The organism is Stenotrophomonas sp. RG-453, assembly GCF_033843685.1.
GTDB classification, from domain to species: domain Bacteria; phylum Pseudomonadota; class Gammaproteobacteria; order Xanthomonadales; family Xanthomonadaceae; genus Stenotrophomonas; species Stenotrophomonas bentonitica_A.
Genome location: NZ_JAMYED010000007.1, coordinates 162,696 through 185,591, shown reverse-complemented (window position 1 = coordinate 185,591; position 22,896 = coordinate 162,696). Strand labels below are relative to the sequence as shown.

Genomic DNA, 22,896 nt, shown 5'->3' with positions numbered 1-22,896 from the left:
CATCTGGATCAGAACAGCTCGACCGCGCCTGCGGCCATGCTCTGCTGGGCGACCGCCTTGTGCGGCGGGCGCTCCCACTCGGTGCGCATGTCACGCAGGCGGCTGCCGGTGCGCTGCAGGGCGGTCACGACCTCCTCGTCGAACACGCCGCCACTGCGATGCAGCAGCTCCTGCAGGGCGACGGCCTCGCGGTTGATCGCCGTCAGGCGGTCCAGGTGGGTGTGCACGCCGCCCAGGGCCTGGGTGGCGATGTCTTCGAACTGCAGGGCGCGCACGGCTTCAGCGACGCTGCTGTCGATGGCGCGACCGCATTCGGAGATCTCGCGCATGCCGTCACCGAGCGAGGCATTGATCTGGGCCACGTTCTCCAGCATCTGCGCCGCTTCGTGGCGCGCTTCGCGGGAACGGTCCATATCGCGGGAGGCCATGTGCGAGACCGTCTCGCGCACCTTGGCGATGGCGTCCTTGGAGCTGTGCGCCAGCTTGCGGATCTGCTCGTTGAAGGTGGTCGAGCGCTCGGACAGGTTGCGGACTTCGTCGGCGACCACCGCAAAGCCACGGCCGGCTTCACCGGCACGTGCGGCTTCGATGGCCGCGTTCAGGGCCAGCAGGTTGGTCTGGTCGGCGATCGACTTGACGTCCTCCAGCAGCGCGAAGATGCCATCCAGGTGCTGGGCCATCTGGTCGATGTGCTGCACGGTGTTGCTGCTCTGGCCGCTGACCTGTTCCAGCGCCTCGACCAGCTGCTCCATCCGCTGGCTGGCGTGCTGGGCGAAACGGGCCACGTCGACGCCGGCACCGCCTTCTTCGCCGGCGCGGTCGACGATGCGGGCCAGGGCCTGGCTCTGCTGGCGCGACTTGCGGTTCATCGCATCGAAGCTGCTGCCCAGGCCACCGACCGCATGACGGATCAGGTCGCGGGCACGTTCGACTTCGCCACGCGAGCCGTCGATTTCGTTGCCGACGAACGAGCGCAGCTCGGTCAGCAGCTGGTCCTGCTCGCGCATGATGCGGGCCTGCTCAGGCGAACGCTGGGTCTGGGCGCGGGCGCTCCACCAGGCAAACCCGAGCCAGCTGAGCGTCATCGTGCTCAGGATCGCCCAGCGCAGGGCGGCGGGCCACTCGAAGCCGATGGCAAAGGGAAGCAGAAGGGTCAGGACCAGGGGGGCGGCCAGGCGGATGAAGAGGCGTGAGTACATGGACGTTCTCGGGGAGGTGCACGGATGCTGTATCGGCCGTACCCCGGTTTGCTTTAGTCCTGCACCACACATTCGATCAAAAACCGCACGTCCCGGCCCCCCGGGTGGAGCCACCCGATGGGTGGCTGCCGAGCTCAGCGCAGCTGGCGCGCGACCGCTTCCAGCATCGTCTTGCGCGAGAACAGGAAGTCCCAGTACTGGCCACCGGTCTGGCGCCACAGCACCGCCGAACGGACCGCGGCCAGCAGCAGCGCGCGGATCTCGGCGACCACGCCCGCCTGGCCGAGGTAGTGCGGGTTGCCCTGGACCATCACCCGCGGCTTGAGGTTGCTGATGGTGTCCGCGTACAGGCCACCCAGTGCGGCGAGCACGTCCGGGTGGGCGCTGTCGCCCAGCTCGCCGGCCTGGGTGCGGGCGCGCTCGATCCCGGTGCTGACCTTGGCCACGATCGCGTCCTCGCGCACGAAGCGGCGCTCAAGCTGCAGCACCGACAGCGCCAGGCGCGGCAACTGCTCGTCCTGCCCCTGGCTGCTGAGGTAGTTGTGCAGCAGGCGCAGGCCGGGGGCGACATTGCTGGCGCTGCCGTAGATGTCCTGCGGGCTGGCCGCATCGATGCGGAACACGCTCTCCACCGCGGTGCGGACCACGGCGGCTTCGGAGTGGCCGGTTTCGGCGATGCGGCGCACCTGCTGCAGGGCCTGGGCGATGCCGGCCAGAGCGAGTACGCGGTCGTCGACGGAAAAACTCATGCAGCAGATACCTCGAAAGGAGAAGGGGTGGCGCGAAGGCGTTGTTCCAGCGGCGCATCGGTGGCGGCGATGACGGCGCCACCAAGGCAGACCTCATCGTCATACAACACCAGCGATTGGCCCGGGGTGACGGCACGCTGCGGGCGCGCGAAGCGCACGTCCACGGTGCCATCGTCGCGCACGGTAACGGTGCACGGCTCGTCGGGCTGGCGGTAACGGGTCTGGGCGGTGCACTCGAAGCGGCGCGCGGGCGGGGCGCCGGCGATCCAGTGGGCGGCCTCCGAATGCAGGCGGGTGGACTGCAGCCACGGGCTCTCGCGGTCCTGGTCCACGTACAGCACGTTGCTGGCCACGTCCTTGCCGACGACGTACCACGGGGCCGCCGGCCGGCCACGCACGCCACCGATGTTCAGGCCCTCGCGCTGGCCGAGCGTGAAATAGAACACGCCGGGATGTTCGGCGATCAGGGCGCCATCGGGATCGCGGATCTCGCCCGTTCTGGCCGGCAGGTAGCGGCCGAGGAACTCGCGGAAGTCGCGTTCGCCGATGAAGCAGATCCCGGTCGAATCCTTCTTGGCGTGGGTCGGCAGGCGTGCATCCCGTGCGATCCGGCGCAGGTCGTTCTTCTGCAGGTCGCCGATCGGGAACAGGGTCGCGGCCAGCTGTTCCTGGCCCAGCTGGTGCAGGAAGTAGCTCTGGTCCTTGCTGCGGTCGGCGCCGCGCAGCAGCGCCCAGCGGCCGCCCACCTGGGCGATCCGCGCGTAATGGCCGGTTGCGATGCGTTCGGCGCCAAGCTCGCGCGCGGCGTCGAGGAAATGCTTGAACTTCACTTCGCGGTTGCACAGCACGTCCGGGTTGGGCGTGCGGCCGGCGGCGTACTCGGCCAGGAAATGCTCGAACACGCCCTGCCAGTACTCGCTGGAAAAATCGCGGAAGTGGAACGGGATGCCGAGCAGGCCGCAGACTGCCACCGCATCGCGGCGGTCATCTTCGGCACGGCAGTCGCCACTGCCGTCATCGGCCCAGTTCTGCATGAACAGTCCCGCCACCGGCTCGCCCTGCTGGACCAGCCGCCAGGCCGCGACCGAGGAATCCACGCCGCCGGAGACACCGACCATGATCCGTGGGGGGCTCATGCGGCCTCCTTGACGATGGAGAGCGGGTGGCGCTGGCCGGCCAGATAGTCGGCCACCACCTGCCAGACCAGCGGGCTGCGCAGCCGGCCGGGCTCGGCCTTCAGCTCGGCCGGGGTCAGCCACACGGCCCGCAGGATCCCGGTGTCCAGCGGACGGGCGGGATCGTGCGAGACCGGCTCGGCCGCATAGGCAAAGCGCAGGAACGGCGTGCCGTCCGGGGCGGTCCACTGGTAGGTGCCGATGAAGGCGCTCAGGCGCACCGTCCAGCCGGTCTCTTCCAGCGTTTCCCGGCACGCGGCGGCGGCCAGGCTCTCGTCGGGCTCCAGGTGGCCAGCGGGCTGGTTCAGCACCTGGCGGCCGTCGATCGCCTCCTCGACCAGCAACAGACGCCCGTCACGCACCACCACGGTGGCCACGGTGACATGGGGCGTCCAGCGCGGTTCCTGCACGGCATTCACTTCAGTATTCGTCCTGCTCGGTCAGTTCGAGTTCCATGGCGTCCGCAGTGCGGATGGCCGCATCGATGGCGTCGCTGAGTTGCTCCGGGGTGGCAGTGGCATCGACCTTGACCACGAACATCGCCAGCTGGTCCTGCTTCACCCAGGCACCCATCTTGGCATCCTGCGAGTCTTCCAGCAGGCGGTTAGCGACGGCAGCGGGGAACTGCTTGCCCGGCGAATTGTAGGCCGGCGACCAGATCTCACGGATCTTGTGCTTGCCGAATTCCTCGACGGTGGAGCGCACGAAGGCCAGCTGGCTGCGGCCGTCATCCATGTCGAACACCATCTTGTAATCGCCGTCCTCGTCCACCTCGTAGGTGTACTTGAGCGTGTCCAGCGCTCGCCCGACGGCCTTGTCCGCTTCGGCCGCATGGGCGCCGGTGGCAGTGACGGCCAGCAGCAGTGCGGCAGCAATCCTTTTCATGAAATCCCTGTGAACATCTGGTTGGAGAGTGCAGATTGTGAAGGCCGCAGGGGGCAACGTCCAATCCGGCCGGGCGGGGCCCTATAATGGGGGGATGCCCCGCGAGACTTCCCACGAAACTCATCACGACCACGGCGTGCTGCTTGAGCCTGCACGTCCCGAGGTCGCGCCGCCGCCGCTGTACCAGGTGATGCTGTTGAACGACGACTACACCCCGATGGATTTCGTGGTGACGGTCCTGCAGCACTTCTTCTCGATGGACCTGGACCAGGCCACCCAGGTGATGCTCCACGTGCATACCCGCGGCCGCGGCGTGTGCGGGGTGTTCACCCGCGAGGTCGCCGAATCCAAGGTCGCCCAGGTCAATGAATTCTCGCGCATGAACCAGCACCCGCTGCTGTGCACGATGGAGAAGGCCAGCGGCTGAGCCGCCCCTGGCCCCGCCACAGGCGCGCCAGCGATCCGCCACTGTTCCAGCCATGGCGACAGACGTGCGGCCAGCCCCAGCCTAGCCGGAGCCGTCGGGTTCTCGGCATCCGCACCCACGTGAGCATCGCCAGGCTGCCGCCCGGCGGCTGCACCGGCCAGCGCTGGTCCGGGGTGGCGTCACGATGACATCACCATCACGTTGAAGCTGCCATTTCGTGGCGGCAAGTTCGTGCATGATGGAGGCCGTCGAATGGATCGGCGCGATCGGCGGAGTGCTAACGCCGTCTGAACGCACTGATCCGCTAGGGTGATGGAAATCGTGAAGGTTGGCCGCATATTGTTCCTAACTGCCGCCGGAGTTAATCATGTTCAGTAAAGACCTCGAACACACCATCGGACAGTGCTACAAGCGCGCCCGTGAGGCCCGGCATGAATTCATGACGGTGGAACACCTGCTGCTGGCACTGCTCGACAACCCGTCCGCCCAAGCCGTTCTCAAGGCCTGCGGTGCGGACGCCGAGCGCCTGCGCCAGGAACTGGAGCAGGCCATCGAGGCATCCGTCTCGCGCCTGGCCGAAGATGATGGGCGCGATACCCAGCCGACCCTGGGCTTCCAGCGCGTGCTGCAGCGCGCGGTCTACCACGTGCAGTCCTCGGGCAAGAAGGAAGTCACCGGCGCCAACGTGCTGGTCGCGATCTTCGGCGAGAAGGACTCGCATGCCGTGTACTACCTCAACCAGCAGGACGTGACCCGGCTGGACATCGTCAATTATCTCTCCCATGGCATTGCCAAGCTGGGCGAGGAGGGCGAAGTGCCGCCCGCCGCCGATGGCGAGGGCCGCGCCGAGGGTGCCGAAGGCGAGGGCAAGGGCGATGCCCTGGCCGAGTTCGCCAGCAACCTCAACGACCAGGCCCGCAACGGCAAGATCGACCCGCTGGTCGGCCGTGCCGATGAGATCGAGCGCACCATCCAGGTCCTGTGCCGCCGCCGCAAGAACAACCCGCTCTACGTGGGCGAGGCCGGCGTGGGCAAGACCGCCATTGCCGAAGGCCTGGCCAAGCGCATCGTGGAAGGGTCGGTGCCGGATGTGCTCGCCGATGCGGTGATCTACTCGCTGGACCTGGGCGCGCTGGTGGCCGGGACCAAGTACCGCGGTGATTTCGAAAAGCGCCTGAAGGGCGTGCTGACCGCGATGAAGAAGCTGCCCAACGCGGTGCTGTTCATCGATGAGATCCACACCATCATCGGTGCCGGGTCCGCCTCGGGCGGCACCATGGATGCCTCCAACCTGATCAAGCCGGCCCTGGCCTCGGGCGAGCTGCGCTGCATCGGCTCGACCACCTTCCAGGAATACCGCGGCATCTTCGAGAAGGACCGGGCGCTGGCCCGCCGCTTCCAGAAGATCGACATCGTCGAGCCGACGGTGGGCGAGACCTACGAGATCCTGCAGGGCCTCAAGCCCAAGTACGAAGCGCACCACGGCGTGACCTATGCCGATGACGCGCTGCAGGCCGCCGTGGACCTGTCGGTCAAGCACATCAACGACCGCCTGCTGCCGGACAAGGCGATCGACGTGATCGACGAGGCCGGTGCCCGCCAGCGGCTGCTGCCGGACGGCGAGCGCAAGGAGCTGATCGACATCGAGGAGATCGAGACCATCGTCGCCAAGATGGCGCGGATCCCGGCCAAGCAGGTCAGCGCCACCGACAAGGACGTGCTCCAGCATCTGGAGCGCAACCTGAAGATGGTGATCTTCGGCCAGGACCCGGCCATCGAGACGCTGTCCTCGGCGATCAAGCTGGCACGCTCGGGCCTGGCCAATCCGGAAAAGCCGATCGGCAACTTCCTGTTCTCCGGCCCGACCGGCGTAGGCAAGACCGAAGTGACCAAGCAGCTCGCGCTGCAGCTGGGCATCGAGCTGGTCCGCTTCGACATGAGCGAGTACATGGAGTCGCATTCGATCAGCCGCCTGATCGGTGCCCCTCCGGGCTATGTCGGCTTCGACCAGGGAGGCCTGCTGACCGAGAAGATCGTCAAGACCCCGCACTGCGTGCTGCTGCTGGACGAGGTGGAAAAAGCCCACCCGGACATCTTCAACATCCTGCTGCAGGTCATGGACCGCGGTGTGCTGACCGACACCAATGGCCGTGAGGCGAACTTCAAGAACGTGGTGCTGGTGATGACCACCAATGCCGGCGCGGCCCAGGCCTCGCGGCGTTCGATCGGCTTCACCCGCCAGGACCATGCCACCGACGCGATGGAGGTCATCCGCAAGAGCTTCACGCCGGAGTTCCGCAACCGTCTGGATGCGATCGTGCAGTTCCAGGCGCTGGGCTTCGAGCACATCCTGCGCGTGGTGGACAAGTTCCTGATCGAGCTGGAAATGCTGCTGCAGGAAAAGCACGTCAGCCTGTCGGCCACCCCGACCGCGCGCGACTGGCTGGCCCACCATGGCTTCGATCCGCTGATGGGTGCCCGCCCGATGGCGCGCGTGATCCAGGACAAGATCAAGCGTCCGCTGGCCGACGAGCTGCTGTTCGGCAAGCTGGTCAACGGTGGCAAGGTCAGCATCGACGTCCGCGACGACCAGCTGTTTGTCGAGACCGAGGCCGAGCCGGAGCGTCTGTTGCCGGCCACGGTGTAATCGGGTCGCAGGTGTTGTCGAGATGAATGCAAAAGCCCCCGAAAGGGGGCTTTTGTTTACGCGGGCGTGGGTGCTTGGCCGATCACTGGCGCGCGCGCGCCTTGCGTGTGAATTCCTCGGCGGTGATCGGATCAACGGCACTGATCGCGCAGCTCTGTCCATTGGTGCGCAGCTTGCTGGCCCCTGCGCCGCAGAGTTGGCCCTCCCGGCCGGGCGTGACAAAGGCGAGCTTCGGCGACATCGCGGCGCTGCTGCAGGAGCGTTCGAAACGCACCAGGTAATGCTGGTCGCCATTGCGCAGCAGCACGTCGCGGTCAGCCCCGTTGCGTACCAGCTGTTGATCCGCAGAGAGCGTGATGCAGTCGCCGGGGGCTGTGGGTTCGGCGGCCTGGGCCGACGCGGCGGCCAGACAGGTGATCAGGAGCAGGGGAGACAGGTACTTCATGGCGGGGGCCATCGGGTCATGATCCGGATTGGATCGACCGCCAGCGTGGACCGTTGCGTGCCAGGGCGAATCTGCATCAAGGCATCCTGACCGACGTCAGGGTGCACTGGGTCAGGGTGTCGCTTGGCAGGGTAAGGCCGCTGCCGGCAGAATGCCGCCCACGCGAAAAGGCCAGCACCTGGCTGGCCTTCTGGCGGGAACAACCCCCGGACCGCTTATTTCATGCGGTAGGTGATGCGACCCTTGGTCAGGTCGTACGGGGTCATTTCGACCTTGACGCGGTCGCCCGTCAGGATGCGGATGTAGTTCTTGCGCATGCGGCCGGAGATGTGGGCGATGATTTCATGCCCATTTTCCAGTCGTACGCGGAAAGTGGTGTTCGGCAGCGTCTCGCTGACGGTGCCTTCGAACTCGATGGAGTCGTCTTTCGACATGTAGTCCTGTGCAGTTCTGTAACCGGCCGAGCTGGCCTGAAGAGCGGGCATTTTACGCGCGTCGGGCGATTGATGCAAAGTTTTGGTTAAGGCCGGTCCGGATCAGCGATTTCGGCGGCGGTCAGTGTGCCGAACAAATCCACCCAATCGCCTGCGGCGGCTGGCTGTTGGACCTGTTCACGGACCAGTGCGAGAAAACGCTGCCGGGGCCAGTGCTCAGCGCCCATGCGCAGGAGATGGTCATTTTCGACCTGCGCATCGATCAGCGGCCACCCCCAGCTGGCCAGCCGATGGGCCAACCCTGCCAGGGCGACCTTGGAGCCGCCCGAGACCGCACTGAACATGCTCTCCCCAAAGAACATCCGCCCGATCGCCACCCCGTAGATGCCGCCGACCAGGGCATTGCCATCGAACACCTCCACCGAGTGCGCGAAGCCGAGACGGTGCAGGTCGACGTAGGCGTCGCGCATGTCGCGCGTGATCCAGGTGCCGTCCTGGCCCGGGCGCGGGCTGGCCGCGCAGGCATCGATCACCTGCTCGAAACAGGTGTCGGCCCGTAGCGTCCAGGTGCTCTGCCGGAGCGAGCGGCGAAAGCGGCTGGACAGGTGCACGCCGTCGGTACGGAACACCATGCGCGGGTCCGGCGACCACCACAGCAGCGGCTGGCCTTCGGAGAACCACGGAAAGATACCGCCGGCATAGGCATTGAGCAGCCGCACCGGCGAGAGGTCGCCGCCGAGCGCCAGCAGGCCATCCGGATCGCGCAGCGCGGTCTCCGCGGGCGGGAAGGGAGCGTCCGGCGCATCGTCCAGGCGCCAGGGCAGCCGGCGGGTCATGCCAGGTCGGCCTTGAACGGACTGTGCGACGCCAGTACACGTGCGTAGTGGGCGACCTCGGCGCGCTCCTGTGCGCACCACGCAACCAGTGCCTCGGCAAAGGCGGGCTCGGCGATCCAGTGCCGGCTGCGCACCCGGTGCGGCAGGAAGCCGCGCGCCAGCTTGTGCTCACCTTGGGCGCCGGGCTCGAAGCGGGCCAGTCCTTCGCGCAGGCAGTAGGCGATGCCCTGGTAGTAGCAGGTCTCGAAATGCAGGCCGGGCAGGGTGGCGCCGCCCCAGTAGCGCCCATAGAGCGTGTCTGCGCCACGCAGGCACAGCGCACCGGCGACCGGCTCGCCATCGAGCACGGCCAGGAAGATCACCAGCGCGCGCGGCATCGTGCGGGCGAGATGCTGCAGGAACGGCAGCGTCAGCGCGGGCGAGTTGCCGTACTCGGCGAAGGTCTGCAGGTAGAAGCCGTGCATGGCGCGCAGATCGGCCTCGGTCGCCTCATCGCCATGCACGATGCGATACGTGACGCCGCTGCGCGCGAGCTTGGCCCGTTCCTGGCGGATGTTCTTGCGGTGCTTGTGGTCCATCGCGCCGAGGAAGTCGTCGAAGGTCTGCCAGCCACCGGGGTTGTGCCACTGGAACTGGATGTCCTCGCGCAGCAGCCAGTCCGGGCTGAAGGCGGGGTCTTCCTCGGCGGGGTGGAAGTTGATGTGGGCCGAGGACCAGCCCAGGCGTGCCACTTCGCCCGCCAGCGATGCCAGCAGCGCGCCACGATCCTCCGTTGTGCCGGCAAGTAGACGCGGGCCGGTCACGGGCGAATACGGCACCGCGCCCAGCCACTTGGGGAAGTAGTCCAGCCCGTGCTGGGCGTACGCGTGCGCCCAGGCGTGATCGAACACGAACTCGCCGTGCGAGTTGTCCTTGAGATAACCCGGGATCGCCGCGACCAGGGTGTCCCCGTCCCACAGGGTGAAGTGGCGCGGCCGCCAGCCCCATTCGGGGCGCAGGCAACCGTGTTCTTCAAGGCCGGCGAGGAAGGCGTGCGACAGGAACGGGTTGCGGCCGTCGTGCAGGGCGTCCCAGGCGGCGGCGGGGACATCGGACAGGCGATGCAGGAAACGTGGATCGGGCATGGGCAGAGGATAGAGCAGGTGGGACGGGCGCAGGGCGGGCGGAACGTACCGGCCAGTAAAAAGGCCGGTGAATGATTCACCGGCCTTCGTGTGCTGCGCGATTCGGGCGTCAGATCAGCTCGCCTGACCCTTCGCATCCAGATAGCGCTCGGCATCCAGTGCGGCCATGCAGCCGAAGCCGGCCGAGGTGATCGCCTGACGGTAGTGCTGGTCGGCCACGTCGCCGGCGGCGAACACGCCTTCCACCGAGGTCTGGGTGGCGTTGCCGCCCAGGCCCGAGCGGATGTCCAGGTAGCCGTTGTTCATGGTCAGCTGGCCATCGAACAGGCTGGTGTTGGGGTGGTGGCCGATCGCCACGAAGAAGCCATGGGCCTCGATGTCACGGGTGCTGCCGTCCAGCGTGGACTTGACGCGCACACCGGTCACGCCGGCGTCGTTGCCCAGCACTTCGTCCACCTGGTGGTGCCACACGGTCTCGATCTTGCCGGCGGCGACCTTGGCGAACAGCTTGTCCTGCATGATCTTTTCCGCCTTGAGGGTGTCGCGGCGGTGGACCAGGTAGACCTTGCGGGCGATGTTGGACAGGTACAGGGCCTCTTCCACGGCGGTGTTGCCGCCGCCGACCACGACCACGTCCTGGTCACGGTAGAAGAAGCCGTCGCAGGTGGCGCAGGCGGACACGCCGCGGCCCTTGAAGGCCTCTTCGCTGGGGATGCCCAGGTACTTGGCGGTGGCGCCGGTGGCGATGATCAGGGCGTCGCAGGTGTACTCGGCGCTGTCGCCGATCAGCTTGAACGGGCGCTGGGAGACATCAGCGGTGTGGATGTGGTCGAAGATGACCTCGGTCTCGAAGCGCTCGGCATGCGCCTGCATGCGGGTCATCAGGTCCGGGCCCATCAGGCCGTGTGCATCTCCAGGCCAGTTGTCCACCTCGGTGGTGGTCATCAGCTGGCCGCCCTGCTGCAGGCCGGTGATCACGACGGGCTTGAGGTTGGCGCGCGCGGCGTAGACGGCGGCGGTCCAGCCGGCCGGGCCGGAACCAAGGATCAACAGGCGGGAGTGCTTGGAGTTGCTCATGTAAGCTCGCAATAGAAGGTAGGGCGGGAGTGCCGGCGCAGTGATTGCGCGGCATCCGAGCGAAGTCATAGAGTGGCGGCAGGGGCGGGGCGATTCAAGGCGCGCAGTGGAACGCGGCGACCCGCGCAGCACGACGCCCATTCCGGCGCCGGGGTTTTGACGCTGACCGTGCCGGCCAGCGGCCGGCACCTACCGGGGTGGGGTCCAGTCGTTTATTATCAAGCACTAACAGTGCATTCCCAAGGTGTGGTCTAAGGTGGCGAAACAGGTCCCGGAACGATCCAAGGCGTCCGACAGCAAGGCAGCGCCGCGCAAACCGGCCAGCGTGGACAACCCCCGTCGGCAGCGCCTGTGGCGCGACCTGGGCTTGATCGCGGTCGCCCCGGCGCTGCTGTATCTGGTCGCCAGTCTGTTCACCTATTCGGCCACCGACCCGGGCTGGTCGCATACCGGCAGCGTGGTCGCGCCGGTCCACAACATGGGTGGCCGCGCCGGTGCCTGGATCGCCGACGTGCTGCTGCAGCTGTTCGGCTACATGGCCTTCGTACTGCCGATCGTGCTGGGCGCACTGGCGTGGATCGCGATGTTCGGCCTCAAGCGCGAGGCCAAGGGCGAGCATGACCTGGACCCGGCCCTGCGCCTGGTCGGTCTGGTCGGCTTCCTGATCGCCGGTACCGGCTTCCTGCACCTGCGCCTGTTCGTCGCCGATGTGGCCCACGCCGGCGGCATCCTCGGCAAGCTGGTGGGCAGTTCGCTCAGCGTCGGTTTCGGCGCCCTGGGCGCGAATCTGTTCGTGCTGGTACTGCTGCTGGCGTCGATCACCCTGGCCACGGGCATCTCCTGGTTCGTGGTGATGGAGAAGATCGGCAACTGGGTGCTGGCGCTGCCGCCGCTGTTCAACAAGAAGAAAGAGCAGGCCACCGAGTGGCAGCAGACCCGCGCCATGCGCGAGGAGCGCCAGGAAGTGCGCAAGGTCGACGCCGAGGTCCGCGCCAAGCGCGAGCCGGTCAAGATCGAGCCGCGCCCGGAGCCGGTCCTCGAGAAAAGCGACCGGGCCAAGCGCGAGACCCAGATTCCGATGTTCCGTGGCGTCAATGGCGATGGCTCGGACGTGCCGCCGCTGGCGCTGCTGGATGATCCCAAGCCGCAGCCCAAGGGCTACGACGAGGGCACGCTGGAGACGCTCTCGCGCCAGATCGAGTTCAAGCTCAAGGATTTCCGCATCGATGCGCAGGTGGTCGGCGCCTATCCCGGCCCGGTGATCACCCGCTTCGAGATCGAACCCGCGCCGGGCATCAAGGTCAGCCAGATCAGTTCGCTGGACAAGGACATCGCGCGCGGCCTGTCGGTGAAGTCGGTGCGCGTGGTGGATGTGATCCCGGGCAAATCGGTGGTGGGTCTGGAGATCCCCAACGTCACCCGCGAGATGATCTACCTCTCCGAACTGCTGCGCTCCAAGGAATATGACAAGTCGGCCAGCGTGCTGACCCTGGCGCTGGGCAAGGACATCGCCGGCCGCCCGACCGTGGCCGACCTGGCGCGCATGCCCCACCTGCTGGTGGCCGGCACCACCGGCTCGGGCAAGTCAGTGGCGGTCAACGCGATGGTGCTGAGCCTGCTGTACAAGGCTTCGCCGAAAGACCTGCGGATGCTGATGATCGACCCGAAGATGCTCGAGCTGAGCGTCTACCAGGGCATCCCGCATCTGCTGGCGCCGGTGGTCACCGACATGAAGGAGGCCGCCAACGGCCTGCGCTGGTGCGTGGCCGAGATGGAACGCCGCTACAAGCTGATGAGCGCGGTGGGCGTGCGCAACCTGGCCGGCTTCAACAAGAAGGTCAAGGATGCCCAGGATGCCGGGCAGCCGATGATGGACCCGCTGTTCAAGCCCAATCCGGAACTTGGCGAGGCCCCGCGTCCGCTGGAGACACTGCCGTTCATCGTCATCTTCATCGACGAATTCGCCGACATGATGATGATCGTCGGCAAGAAGGTCGAAGAGCTGATCGCGCGGTTGGCGCAGAAGGCGCGTGCGGCCGGCATCCACCTGATCCTGGCCACGCAGCGCCCCTCGGTGGATGTGATCACCGGCCTGATCAAGGCCAACATCCCGACCCGCATCGGCTTCCAGGTCAGCTCCAAGATCGATTCGCGCACCATCCTCGACCAGTCCGGCGCGGAAACGCTGCTGGGCCACGGCGACATGCTGTATCTGCCGCCGGGCACGGCATTGCCGGACCGCGTGCATGGTGCGTTCGTCTCCGATGAGGAAGTGCACCGGGTGGTCGAACACCTCAAGGCCAGCGGCCCGACCGATTACATCACCGGCGTGCTGGACGAGGTGCAGATGATGGGCGATGGCGTGGTGGTCGGCCCCGGCGGACTGCCCGAGGCAGGCGGTGGTGGCGGCGACGAATCCGACCCGCTGTACGACGAAGCGCTGCGCATCGTCACCGAAACCCGTCGTGCGTCGATCTCCGGTGTGCAGCGTCGCCTGAAGATCGGCTACAACCGGGCCGCGCGCCTGATCGAAGCGATGGAGGCCGCCGGGGTGGTGAGCCCGCCGGAGCACAACGGCGATCGCAGCGTGCTGGCCCCGCCACCGCCCAAGTAAGGCCGGGCGCTCCCCGGCCGTCATTGATCGGCACCGGGCCGGCGACGTGCTCGCCGGCCGCTTCGCACAAGGAACCTGCAATGAAGCCGATGCGCTGGATGATGGTAGGTGCGCTGCTGATCGCGCCAGTGGTGTCGCAGGCCCAAGCCCAAGCCCAAGCTGCGCCCCCGGCTGCCGCGCCGGGTGGGCAGGGTGCGGGCACTGACGCGCAGGCCAGCAACAACTTCAGCTTCGTGCGCTATCGCGCCGACTACGTAGTGCGCCCCGATGCCGGCAACACCCAGACCGAAGAGTACGAGATCCTGCTCAAGACCAAATCGGCGGTCGAGCAGTTCAGCCAGGTGCGGCTGAGCTACAGCGAGAAAATGGAGACGCTGGAGGTGCTGCAGGCCTATACCCTGACCGCCGATGGCCAGCGCCGCGACGTGCCCGCCGACCGCATCTACACGCAGGAAAGCTACTCCAGCGCTGCCGCAGCGATGTATGCCGACCGCAAGGTGCGGGTGGTGGTGTTTCCGAACCTGGCGCCGGGCACGCGCGTGGTCTACCAGACCCGCCGGACCCAGAACACGCCGTACTTCCCCGGCTACTTCGGCCTGTGGGAAACCTTCAGCGTGTTCACGCCATATGACGATGCGCGCGTGACCCTCACCGCCCCGGCCAGCCTGCCGATGCAGGTGGAGCAGCGGGGCGTGCGTGGCAGTGAGAAGCCCCGGATCCGCAATGGCCAGGCGCAGTGGGAGTGGACGTACCGCCGCAGTGAGCCGCTCAAGGCGCAGAACTGGTCCGCCGCCGCCTGGGAATACAGCCCGGGCATCATGGCCAGCACGTATCGTGACTGGTCGCAGGTGGCACAGGCCTATCAGCTCAAGGGTGGCGAGGCGGCCGCGGTCACCCCGCAGATCCAGGCGTTGGCGGACCAGCTCACCCGCGGCATCACCGACCGGCGCGAGCAGGCCGCCGTGCTGTACCGCTGGGTCGCCCAGAACATCCGCTACGTGGCGGTCTACCTGGGCAACGGTGGGCTGGAGCCGAACCCGGCGCAGAGCATCCTCGACAATCACTACGGCGACTGCAAAGACCATGTAGTGATCCTGGAGGCGCTGCTGGCTGCACGGGGCATCCAGAGCACCCCGGTGCTGATCGGCGCCGGTGGCGGGCCGACCCTGCCGACCATTCCGCTGCTGGGCCGCTTCAACCACGCGATCACCTATCTCCCCGAGTTCGACCTGTATCTGGACTCGACGACCTCCTACGCGCGCTTCGGCCAACTGCCCGACGCCGATCTCGGCGCACCGGTGCTGCACACCCGCCAGGCCGTGGTGGCGCGCACCCCCGCCAACGATGCCAGCCGCAACGGCATCGGGCTGGAGGCTGATTTCCGCTTCGACGCGGCTGGCAACCTGGTCGGCCAGACCCTGCAGCAGCCCAGCGGCGTGGCCGAGATCGGCATGCGGGCCGCCTTCGCACGGCTCAACGCACAGAACCGGGCGCGGGCGGAAGAATCGATCATGGCCGCCTCCGGTTTCGATGGCAGTGGCGCGCTCACCCTGCTCGGGGATCCGCAGGACCTGACCCGTCCGTTCAACTTCCGCTACGACTTCCAGGCCAGCGACTACGTCGATTTCGCGGTTCTAGGCGGCATGGTGCTGCCCGATGCGCCGGGCGGTGAGTCGTTCCGTGACCTGTACGCCAGCACCTCGGCGCCGGACAACGCTACGCCGTTCTACTGCAACGACAGTCTGCGCGAGGAGCGCTATCGGCTCACCTTCCCGGCCAGCGTGCCGATCGTGGCGATTCCGCGCAGCCAGCAGTTTGACAATGCGGGTGGGCAGTACACGGTGGAGTGGACGCGCGAAGGGCAGGTGGTCACCGCGCGCCACCGGCTGCATCAACGCGCCGTGCGCGGGGCGGACGCGCTCTGCCAGCCGCAGGACTACGCGGCGTTCCGCGAGCTGTACCAGCAGGTCCGGCGCGGCTTCCGCGGGCAGGTGGTGTACGGCGATCTGAAGACGGTGCAGGCCGGGCCATGAGTACGCTCGGCACACCCGCTTCCAGCGCATAATGCGTCCCTGATCGCCCATTCAGGATTGAATGGGCACACTGCCTCCCATCCTTCCCATTCGCCTGGATACCCGCATGCACACCACTTTCCGCCGCTCCCTGCTTGCTGCCACCCTGGTTGTCGCCAGTGTCGGTTCGGCGTCGGCCTGGGCGGGCGCCCGTGATGAGCTCAACCGTTTCACCCAGGGTCTGAAGGGCCTGGACGGGCAGTTCAGCCAGCAGGTGTTCGACAGCAAGGGCAAGGTCAAGGAAACCACCAGCGGCCGCGTTGCGTTGTCCGCGCCGCGCCTGTTCCGCTGGGAGTACATCAAGCCGCACGAACAGTTGATCGTGGCCGATGGCAAGAAGGTCTGGGTGTATGAGCCGGACCTGGAGCAGGCCAGCGTGCGCCCGCAGGGCCAGGAAGAGCAGAACAGCCCGCTGACCGCCCTGATCAATCCGGCGCTGCTGGACAAGCAGTACGACGTCAGCGAAGAGGCGGCCGTGCGTGATGGCCTGCAGTGGCTGGCGCTGAGCCCGAAGCGTGATACCGATACCGCCTTCCAGTACGCCGCACTGGGCTTCAATGGCCAGGGCCTGGCCCGCATGGAAGTCGTGGATGCGGTTGGCCAGCGCACGGTGATCAGCTTCACTGGCTGGAAGCGCAACCCGAGCTTCGCCTCGGGCACCTTCAGCTTCACCCCGGCCAAGGGTGTGGACGTCATCGGCGAATGACGGTGTAGTGCCGGCCGCTGGCCGGCATGCCCGCTGCAATCTGCCGCGATACACTAGACACGTGGCCAGAAACCGAACGACTTTCAATGGGCCCGATCTGCTGACCGTGGATCGGGACAACATGCGTCCGCTCGCCGAGCGGATGCGCCCGCAGACGCTGGACGAGATGGTGGGCCAGAAGCGCCTGCTCGCCCCGGGCAGCGCGCTGCGCCGGGCGGTCGAGTCCGGCCATGTGCACTCGATGATCCTGTGGGGCCCGCCAGGCTGCGGCAAGACCACGCTGTCGCTGCTGCTGGCGCATTACGCCGATGCCGAGTTCCGCGCGATCTCCGCCGTGCTGTCCGGCCTGCCGGAGGTGCGCCAGGTGCTGGCCGAGGCCGCGCAGCGCTTCGTCGAGGGGCGCCGCACGGTGCTGTTCGTGGACGAGGTGCACCGCTTCAACAAGGCCCAGCAGGATGCGTTCCTGCCGCACATCGAGCGCGGCACGATCGTGTTCGTGGGCGCCACGACCGAAAACCCCTCGTTCGAACTGAACTCGGCGCTGCTGTCGCGCTGCCGCGTGCACGTGCTGGAGTCGGTGTCGCCAAGTGACATCGTCGAGGCGCTGGAACGTGCGCTGCAGGACACCGAGCGCGGTCTGGGCGCGGAGCATCTGCAGGTGGCACCCGAGGCATTGCTGGAGATCGCAACCGCAGCCGATGGTGACGTGCGCCGTGGGCTGACGCTGTTGGAGATCGCGGCTGAACTGGCCAGCGGCGACGGCGGGCGGATCAGTCCGGAGATGCTGGTGCAGGTGCTGGCCGATCGCACCCGTCGTTTCGACAAGGGCGGCGAGCAGTTCTACGACCAGATCTCGGCGCTGCACAAATCCGTGCGCAGCTCCAACCCCGATGCCGCGCTGTACTGGCTGACCCGCATGCTCGATGGCGGCTGCGATCCGTCGTACCTGGCAAGGCGCCTGACCCGGATGGCGATCGAGGACATCGGCCTGGCCGATCCGCGCGCGCAGTCGATGGCGCTGGAGGCGTGGGATATCTATGAGCGCCTGGGCAGTCCGGAAGGCGAGCTCGCCTTCGCACAGCTGGTCCTGTACCTGGCCAGCACCGCCAAATCGAACGCCGGGTATGCCGCGTTCAACAAGGCCAAACAGGAAGTGCGCGAGACCGGCACCCAGGAGGTGCCGTTGCACCTGCGCAACGCGCCGACCAAGCTGATGAAAGAGCTGGGTTACGGCAAGACCTACCAGTACGACCATGATGCCGACGGCGGGATCGCGCTGGACCAGACCGGCTTCCCCGATGCGATGGGCGAGCGCGTGTATTACGAGCCGGTGCCGCGCGGGCTGGAGATCAAGCTGAAGGAAAAGCTGGACCGCCTGCGTGCCGCGCGCGAACAGGCCCGTGCGGAGAAGGGCAGCGACTGATGGACGGCATCGGCGTCTGGTGGCAGCAGCTGGGCCTGGTGATGGCCGGCGGCGCACTGGGCGCCGCGCTGCGCTTCATGGTGGGCGATGCGATGCTGCGCCAGTTCGGCAATGGCTTTCCGTGGGGCACGCTGACGGTGAACCTGGCCGGTGCGTTCGTCGCCGGTTACGTGATGATCTGGCTGCAGAGTCGTGGCACGACGGCGCTGTACTGGCGCGCGTTGCTGATCGTCGGGATCGTGGGCGGATTGACCACGTTCTCCTCGATGATGCTCGAATCGCTGGTGTTCACCCGCACCGATCGCAGCGTGATGGTGCCGCTGTATCTGGGCGTGAGCCTCGTTGGCGGGATGCTGCTGGTGTGGGCGGGCGCGCGTGTCGCAGAGGCGTGGCGCTGACGCTTGCGTCGCAAATGCAGAAATCCACGGAAAACGCTGGATTAAAGTGATGTCTCACGATATCGTGCGCGCCCCCGTTTGCATCCTCGTCCGTCATGCGCGATGAACAAGACCCCGGAACACTGGAACTGACGCTGCCGCGCAAGCGCGGCCGTCCGCCGACCTTCGGCTACGCGATGACCGATGCACAGCGCGCCGCCCGCTACCGGGCCCGCCGCGCCGGCCAGGCTGGCCACGCCGATGTGCGCAACTGCAGCGACATGGTGCTGCTGGACAAGATCCGCGCCTCGATCACCAGCAAGGACCCGGAACTGACCGGGTTCCTGGTGCACGTGCTCTGGCAGCGCTACCCGCTGCAGCTCAAGTAAGGACAGCCTGCCACTGGCGATACAGCCTGGCGTCGTGGTCGATCGACTGGTGCGTGATCCGGATCGACTGCATGCTCAGGCCGGCGTGACGTTCTTGCTGGCGCGCTCGTGGTTGAGGAGTTCGCCAAGGCGCATCGCCAGCATCTTGACCAGCGGGTCGGCAGTGGCGCGATGGAGCAGGGCGATCTCGAACGTATCGATCGGTGGCAGGCCTTGTTCGGCGCCCAGCACGGTGTGCTCGCGGCTCAAGGCACGCGCCGGCAGCAGGCTGATGCCCATGCCATCGGCCACCGCGCCCTGGATCCCGCTCAGACTGGAACTGGTGAAGCTGATCCGCCAGCGGCGCCCGAGCGCTTCGATCGCGTCGATGATGTCATCGCGGTAGAGTCGGCGCGGCGGAAAGGTGACCAGGGGCACCGGATCCAGCCCGATGCAGCCATTGCGGGCACTGTCGATCCAGACCATGGTCTCGGGCCAGCAGGCCACCGCAGCACGGCTGTGGCGACGCTGCTTGACCAGGATCAGGTCGAGTTCGCCGTGATTGTAGCCGTGGGCCAGGTCGCGGCTGAGGCCGCTGGTGACCTCCAGCTTCACCTGGGGATGTTCGCGGTTGAAGGCGCCAAGCAGCTGGGTGGTCGCGGCGCTGACAAAGTCCTCCGGTACGCCCAGCCGCACGGTGACGGCCACCGTGGTGCCGGCCAGGGCCTCCAGCAGCTGATCGTTGAGCGCCAGCAGTTGGCGCGCGTGACCCAGGACGATCTCGCCGGCATCGGTGGGATGCACATCACGGTTGCCGCGCACCAGCAGCGGATGGCCGGCCATTTCCTCCAGCCGGCGGATCTTCTGGCTGATGGTGGATTGGGTGGAATGCAGGCGGGCGGCCGCCGTGGTGAAGCTGGCGCAATCGGCCACCATCACCATGGCGCGCAACAGGTCCAGGTCGAACAGGGCCCGATTCGGTTTTTCACTGGCAGTCATGGCGCCATTGTGAAGCGCAATGACCACGGCCGCCATGGCCATGCCCGGTGGCTACACGTCCTCGGGCGTCGGCACGACGGCGGCGACGCCTGGGGTCAGGCTGCGCGCCACCCGCTCGCCAGCCGCACGTAGCCGGTCGATCAGTGCGGGTGGCCCCAGCACCTCGAACTCCAGGTCCATGGCCAGCAGCCAATAGATCACCGAGCCCATCGGGTTGGCGCCACAGCGCAGCAGGCAGCGCTGGTCATCCACACCCTCCAGTACCCCGGCCGACGCAGGGATGCGCTGGCGCAGGGCAGCCAGGGGTGCGTGCAGGATGATCCGGGCCTCATCGGGGTACTGCCCGAGCGAGAGCGAGCGGGCCACCCACTGGCGCAGGTCGCCGTCGCCGGGGCCGGCGCGGGGCGCGAAATGCGCGCCCACCACGGGCGTACTGGTGATCCGGTCGATGCGGAAGGTGCGCCAGTCGTCGCGTGCGGGGTCCCAGGCAACCAGATACCAGCGCCGATCGGTGTGCACCACGCCTTGTGGCTCCACCTGGCGAGAACTCGGCTGACCTGTGCGGTCGATGTACTCGAAGGCCAGTTGCAGTTGGTCGCGGCAGGCAGCGGCCAGGGCGGTCAGCCGACCGGCATCGACCAACGGTCCGATCTGATCGGTGGGCAGGATCGCTGAGCGCAGTGCCTCCAGACGGGGCCGCAGGCGCGGTGGCATCGCCTGTTCAATCTTGACCAGCGCGGTGATCGCGGTCTGCTCGATCCCGCTGATGGTGCCGGCCACCGCCGTGCGCAGCGCGATTGCGGCCGCCAGCGCTTCATCGTCGTCCAGCAGCAGCGGTGGCAGGGCCCGGCCCGGGCGGAACGCGTAGCCGCCGGCGACACCGGTGCTGGCGTGGATGGGATAGCCCAGCTGGCGCAGCCGGTCGATGTCGCGGCGGAGCGTGCGTGGATGGATGCCCATGCGCTCGGCCAGCATGCCGCCGCCCCAATGCGGGCGCGATTGCAGCAGGGACAGCAGGCTCAGCAGGCGGGCGGAGGCGGTCAGCATCAGGAAAGCGTAGCAGCCATTGCGGGCGGGTTCTGTCCGCAAGGGTGGCTAGCCTTGGGGCCACGGTGCAGGACCGCTTTGGTCGCACCCCTGACCACCCTCAAGGAGTTCCAGATGTCCCTCGTCTTCTATTGGCACCCGATGTCCAGCGCCACCCCGATCGCCTGCGCCCTGGCCGAACTGGCCGTCCCTCATGAGCGGGTCAGGATCGACATCCGCGCCGGCGAGCAGCGCACGGCCGACTACCTGGCCATCAATCCCAACGGCAAGGTGCCGTGCCTGGTGGTGGATGGCACGCCGATGTTCGAAGCCCTGGCGATCCACCTGTGGCTGGGCGAGCACCACGGCGTGGCCAAGGGGCTCTGGCCGCAGGACGGTACACCGGCGCGGCTGGAGGCGATGTCGTGGTGCACGTGGGCATATGTCACCTATGGCGCGGTGATCGGGCGTGTGTGGCTGGCCACCACGGACGATGCGCTGCGCCATGCCGACCATGCCGCAGCTGGCATCCGCGCGGCCAATGAACTACTGGACGTGCTGGAGGCGCGCCTGTCGCAGCAGCCATGGATGTTGGGTGAGGCCTACTCGCTGGTAGATCTCGTGGTGGGCAAGGTGGTCGGCTACGGGACCTTCGTGGGCGCTGCCGTGGACGCGCACCCGGCCGTGGCGGCGTGGCTGGGACAGCTGCAGGCACGGCCGGTGATGCAGGGCGAGATGTGAAGCAGCATGCTCATCTGGAATGCACATGACGCGCATTCCAAAATTTAACTGGTGAATGGACCGGGCCCGACCGTAAGGTGGCCCGGTTCTCCATTTTCCGGTGCATTGCCCATGTCCCTGCGTCTTGCCCTTCCGGTGCTGCTTGCACTGGCCCCTTCCGCATTCGCGGCCGAGCAGGCCGACCTGATGATCCGGCATGCGACCGTGGTCGATGTGGAGCATGCCTCCACCGTGCCGGACCAGACCGTCGTGGTACGCGGCCAGGACATCGTGGCGATGGGCAGTGATCGTGCGATGCGCAAGGCGTGGAAGGCCCGCGAGGAGGTCAACGGCAAGGGGCGCTATCTGATCCCGGGCCTGTGGGACATGCACGTGCATTTCGGGGGCGGCCCGGAGCTCATTGAGGAGAACAAGGCGCTGCTGCCGCTGTACATCGCCCATGGCATCACGACCATCCGCGACGCCTCCGGCGATCTGCCCGACCAGGTGCTGCAGTGGCGCGGCGAGATCGCCAGCGGCCGGTTGGCCGGCCCGCAGTTGTTCACCTCGGGTGCCAAGATCGAAGGCATCAAGCCGGTCTGGAAGGGCACCATCGAAGTCGGCTCGCAGGCGGACCTGGATGCGGCGTTCGTGCGCTTGAAGCGCGACCGCGTCGACTTCGTCAAGATCACCGACAGCACCCTGACCCCGGAATTGTTCCTGGCGGCCGTGCGCGGTGCACGCGCCAACGGTCTGCGTGCATCCGGGCATATTCCGATGGCATTGACCGTGCAGCAGGCGGTCGATGCGGGCATCAGCTCGATCGAACACCTGGACTACGCCTACAAGGCGGGCGTCAACGATGAAGCCGCGATCGCCGCGGACTTCGGCGCCAAGCGCATCGATCGCGCGCAGGCCAACGCGCGCTTGGATGCGGGCTTTGACCGTGACACCGCCATGGCCGCCTATCGTGGTTTCGCGGCCAAAGGCGTGTTCGTGACGCCGACCCTCAATGGCGGGCGCATTCTGGACTTCCTGGACCAGGACGACCATCGCAACGATCCCTACCTGGCCTACATCGGCCCGAAGCTGCAGGCCACCTACGCCTGGCGCGTCGAGCGCGCGGCAAAGGCGACCCCGGCGCAGATCGACGCGCGGCACCAGGAGTACCACCAGGTCGCCGCGGTGCTGCCGATGCTGCAGCAGGCCGGCGTGACGATCATGGCCGGTACCGATGCGGGCTTCCTCAACTCGTTCAACTATCCCGGTATCGGCCTGCATGACGAGCTGTCGCTGTTCGTCAAGGAAGGGCTGACCCCGGCGCAGGCCCTGTCCGCGGCCACGCGCGCGGGCCCGGCCTGGTTCGGCACCCTGGATCGTTACGGTGCGGTCGCGCCCGGCAAGGCGGCCGACCTGGTGTTGCTGGAGCGCAATCCGCTGGAGGATATCGAGGCCACGCGCGGCATCCAGTACGTCGTGCTGCGCGGGCAGGGCTACGACCGCACGGCGCTGGATGCGCTGTTGACGCAGACCAGGGCGAAGGTCGCTGCGTGGAAGGCGGAAGCGGCGAAGGAGTGACGCCTTGGCGCGCTC

General features: G+C 67.2%; 22 protein-coding genes. 10 read left to right on the top strand and 12 right to left on the bottom strand.

The features are described from left to right. Positions 1–8: 8 nt before the first annotated feature. The 5 genes from NJD74_RS14740 to NJD74_RS14720 form a co-directional block, all read right to left on the bottom strand. Positions 9–1,199 carry a methyl-accepting chemotaxis protein gene (locus NJD74_RS14740; RefSeq protein ID WP_019184765.1) on the bottom strand — a complete coding sequence of 397 codons (1,191 nt, stop codon included), beginning with the start codon at positions 1,197–1,199 and terminating at the stop codon, positions 9–11. Positions 1,200–1,333: 134 nt separating this feature from the next. Then, the gene (hflD, locus tag NJD74_RS14735) at positions 1,334–1,948 is read right to left on the bottom strand and encodes a high frequency lysogenization protein HflD (RefSeq protein WP_070471586.1); all 615 of its coding nucleotides are present in this window, start codon (positions 1,946–1,948) and stop codon (positions 1,334–1,336) included. Beyond that, a complete protein-coding gene (gene mnmA / locus NJD74_RS14730; RefSeq protein ID WP_070471585.1) occupies positions 1,945–3,084 on the bottom strand; it encodes a tRNA 2-thiouridine(34) synthase MnmA in 1,140 nt (379 codons plus the stop codon). The genes hflD and mnmA overlap by 4 nt, the downstream gene beginning before the upstream one ends. Then, positions 3,081–3,542 carry an NUDIX hydrolase gene (locus NJD74_RS14725; RefSeq protein WP_070427351.1) on the bottom strand — a complete coding sequence of 154 codons (462 nt, stop codon included), beginning with the start codon at positions 3,540–3,542 and terminating at the stop codon, positions 3,081–3,083. The genes mnmA and NJD74_RS14725 overlap by 4 nt, the downstream gene beginning before the upstream one ends. A 1-nt stretch (position 3,543) precedes the next feature. Beyond that, positions 3,544–4,008, bottom strand: coding sequence for a YbjN domain-containing protein (locus NJD74_RS14720; RefSeq protein WP_319624470.1), 465 nt, complete (start codon positions 4,006–4,008; stop codon positions 3,544–3,546). A gap of 94 nt (positions 4,009–4,102) precedes the next feature. Between NJD74_RS14720 and clpS the strand changes: the two genes are divergently transcribed. Together clpS and clpA are read left to right on the top strand one after the other, a co-directional pair. Then, on the top strand, positions 4,103–4,435 hold the full coding sequence (gene clpS / locus NJD74_RS14715) for an ATP-dependent Clp protease adapter ClpS (protein ID WP_019184760.1): 333 nt from the start codon (positions 4,103–4,105) through the stop codon (positions 4,433–4,435). 367 nt (positions 4,436–4,802) lie between these two features. Further along, positions 4,803–7,082, top strand: a complete 2,280-nt coding sequence (clpA, locus tag NJD74_RS14710; protein WP_070471583.1) for an ATP-dependent Clp protease ATP-binding subunit ClpA — start codon at positions 4,803–4,805, stop codon at positions 7,080–7,082. Between the two features lie 82 nt (positions 7,083–7,164). Here clpA and NJD74_RS14705 read toward each other — a convergent pair whose 3' ends face one another. The 5 genes from NJD74_RS14705 to trxB form a co-directional block, all read right to left on the bottom strand. Continuing rightward, positions 7,165–7,527, bottom strand: coding sequence for a hypothetical protein (locus NJD74_RS14705; protein ID WP_070471582.1), 363 nt, complete (start codon positions 7,525–7,527; stop codon positions 7,165–7,167). A gap of 215 nt (positions 7,528–7,742) precedes the next feature. Continuing rightward, the gene (infA, locus tag NJD74_RS14700; RefSeq protein WP_005409596.1) at positions 7,743–7,961 is read right to left on the bottom strand and encodes a translation initiation factor IF-1; all 219 of its coding nucleotides are present in this window, start codon (positions 7,959–7,961) and stop codon (positions 7,743–7,745) included. Between the two features lie 86 nt (positions 7,962–8,047). Beyond that, positions 8,048–8,797 carry a leucyl/phenylalanyl-tRNA--protein transferase gene (gene aat / locus NJD74_RS14695; RefSeq protein ID WP_319624469.1) on the bottom strand — a complete coding sequence of 250 codons (750 nt, stop codon included), beginning with the start codon at positions 8,795–8,797 and terminating at the stop codon, positions 8,048–8,050. Further along, positions 8,794–9,921, bottom strand: a complete 1,128-nt coding sequence (locus NJD74_RS14690; protein WP_319624468.1) for a GNAT family N-acetyltransferase — start codon at positions 9,919–9,921, stop codon at positions 8,794–8,796. Before NJD74_RS14690 ends, aat begins: the two co-directional genes overlap by 4 nt. Positions 9,922–10,035: 114 nt before the next feature. Beyond that, on the bottom strand, positions 10,036–10,998 hold the full coding sequence (gene trxB, locus NJD74_RS14685; RefSeq protein WP_102788476.1) for a thioredoxin-disulfide reductase: 963 nt from the start codon (positions 10,996–10,998) through the stop codon (positions 10,036–10,038). Between the two features lie 256 nt (positions 10,999–11,254). Here trxB and NJD74_RS14680 point away from each other — a divergent pair, with 256 nt between their 5' ends. From NJD74_RS14680 to NJD74_RS14655, 6 genes are all read left to right on the top strand, one after another. Next, complete coding sequence (locus NJD74_RS14680) at positions 11,255–13,612, top strand: DNA translocase FtsK (protein ID WP_046272445.1); 2,358 nt, start codon at positions 11,255–11,257, stop codon at positions 13,610–13,612. A gap of 80 nt (positions 13,613–13,692) precedes the next feature. Then, entirely contained in the window at positions 13,693–15,645 is a 1,953-nt protein-coding gene (locus NJD74_RS14675) for a DUF3857 domain-containing protein (RefSeq protein WP_319624467.1), read from the top strand. Positions 15,646–15,751: 106 nt separating this feature from the next. Then, the gene (lolA, locus tag NJD74_RS14670; protein WP_070471577.1) at positions 15,752–16,390 is read left to right on the top strand and encodes an outer membrane lipoprotein chaperone LolA; all 639 of its coding nucleotides are present in this window, start codon (positions 15,752–15,754) and stop codon (positions 16,388–16,390) included. Between the two features lie 121 nt (positions 16,391–16,511). After that, entirely contained in the window at positions 16,512–17,813 is a 1,302-nt protein-coding gene (locus tag NJD74_RS14665) for a replication-associated recombination protein A (protein ID WP_254427790.1), read from the top strand. Further along, positions 17,813–18,211, top strand: coding sequence for a fluoride efflux transporter CrcB (crcB, locus tag NJD74_RS14660; RefSeq protein WP_319624466.1), 399 nt, complete (start codon positions 17,813–17,815; stop codon positions 18,209–18,211). Before NJD74_RS14665 ends, crcB begins: the two co-directional genes overlap by 1 nt. A gap of 95 nt (positions 18,212–18,306) precedes the next feature. Then, complete coding sequence (locus tag NJD74_RS14655; protein WP_019184750.1) at positions 18,307–18,579, top strand: hypothetical protein; 273 nt, start codon at positions 18,307–18,309, stop codon at positions 18,577–18,579. A gap of 75 nt (positions 18,580–18,654) precedes the next feature. Here NJD74_RS14655 and NJD74_RS14650 read toward each other — a convergent pair whose 3' ends face one another. Next, positions 18,655–19,557, bottom strand: coding sequence for a LysR substrate-binding domain-containing protein (locus tag NJD74_RS14650; RefSeq protein ID WP_319624465.1), 903 nt, complete (start codon positions 19,555–19,557; stop codon positions 18,655–18,657). Between the two features lie 51 nt (positions 19,558–19,608). Then, the gene (locus NJD74_RS14645; protein ID WP_319624464.1) at positions 19,609–20,646 is read right to left on the bottom strand and encodes a YafY family protein; all 1,038 of its coding nucleotides are present in this window, start codon (positions 20,644–20,646) and stop codon (positions 19,609–19,611) included. A 72-nt stretch (positions 20,647–20,718) separates the two neighbouring features. Here NJD74_RS14645 and NJD74_RS14640 point away from each other — a divergent pair, with 72 nt between their 5' ends. Then, a complete protein-coding gene (locus NJD74_RS14640) occupies positions 20,719–21,324 on the top strand; it encodes a glutathione S-transferase family protein (RefSeq protein ID WP_102788515.1) in 606 nt (201 codons plus the stop codon). A 111-nt stretch (positions 21,325–21,435) separates the two neighbouring features. Then, entirely contained in the window at positions 21,436–22,881 is a 1,446-nt protein-coding gene (locus NJD74_RS14635) for an amidohydrolase family protein (RefSeq protein WP_070471572.1), read from the top strand. The last annotated feature ends 15 nt before the right edge of the window (positions 22,882–22,896 follow it).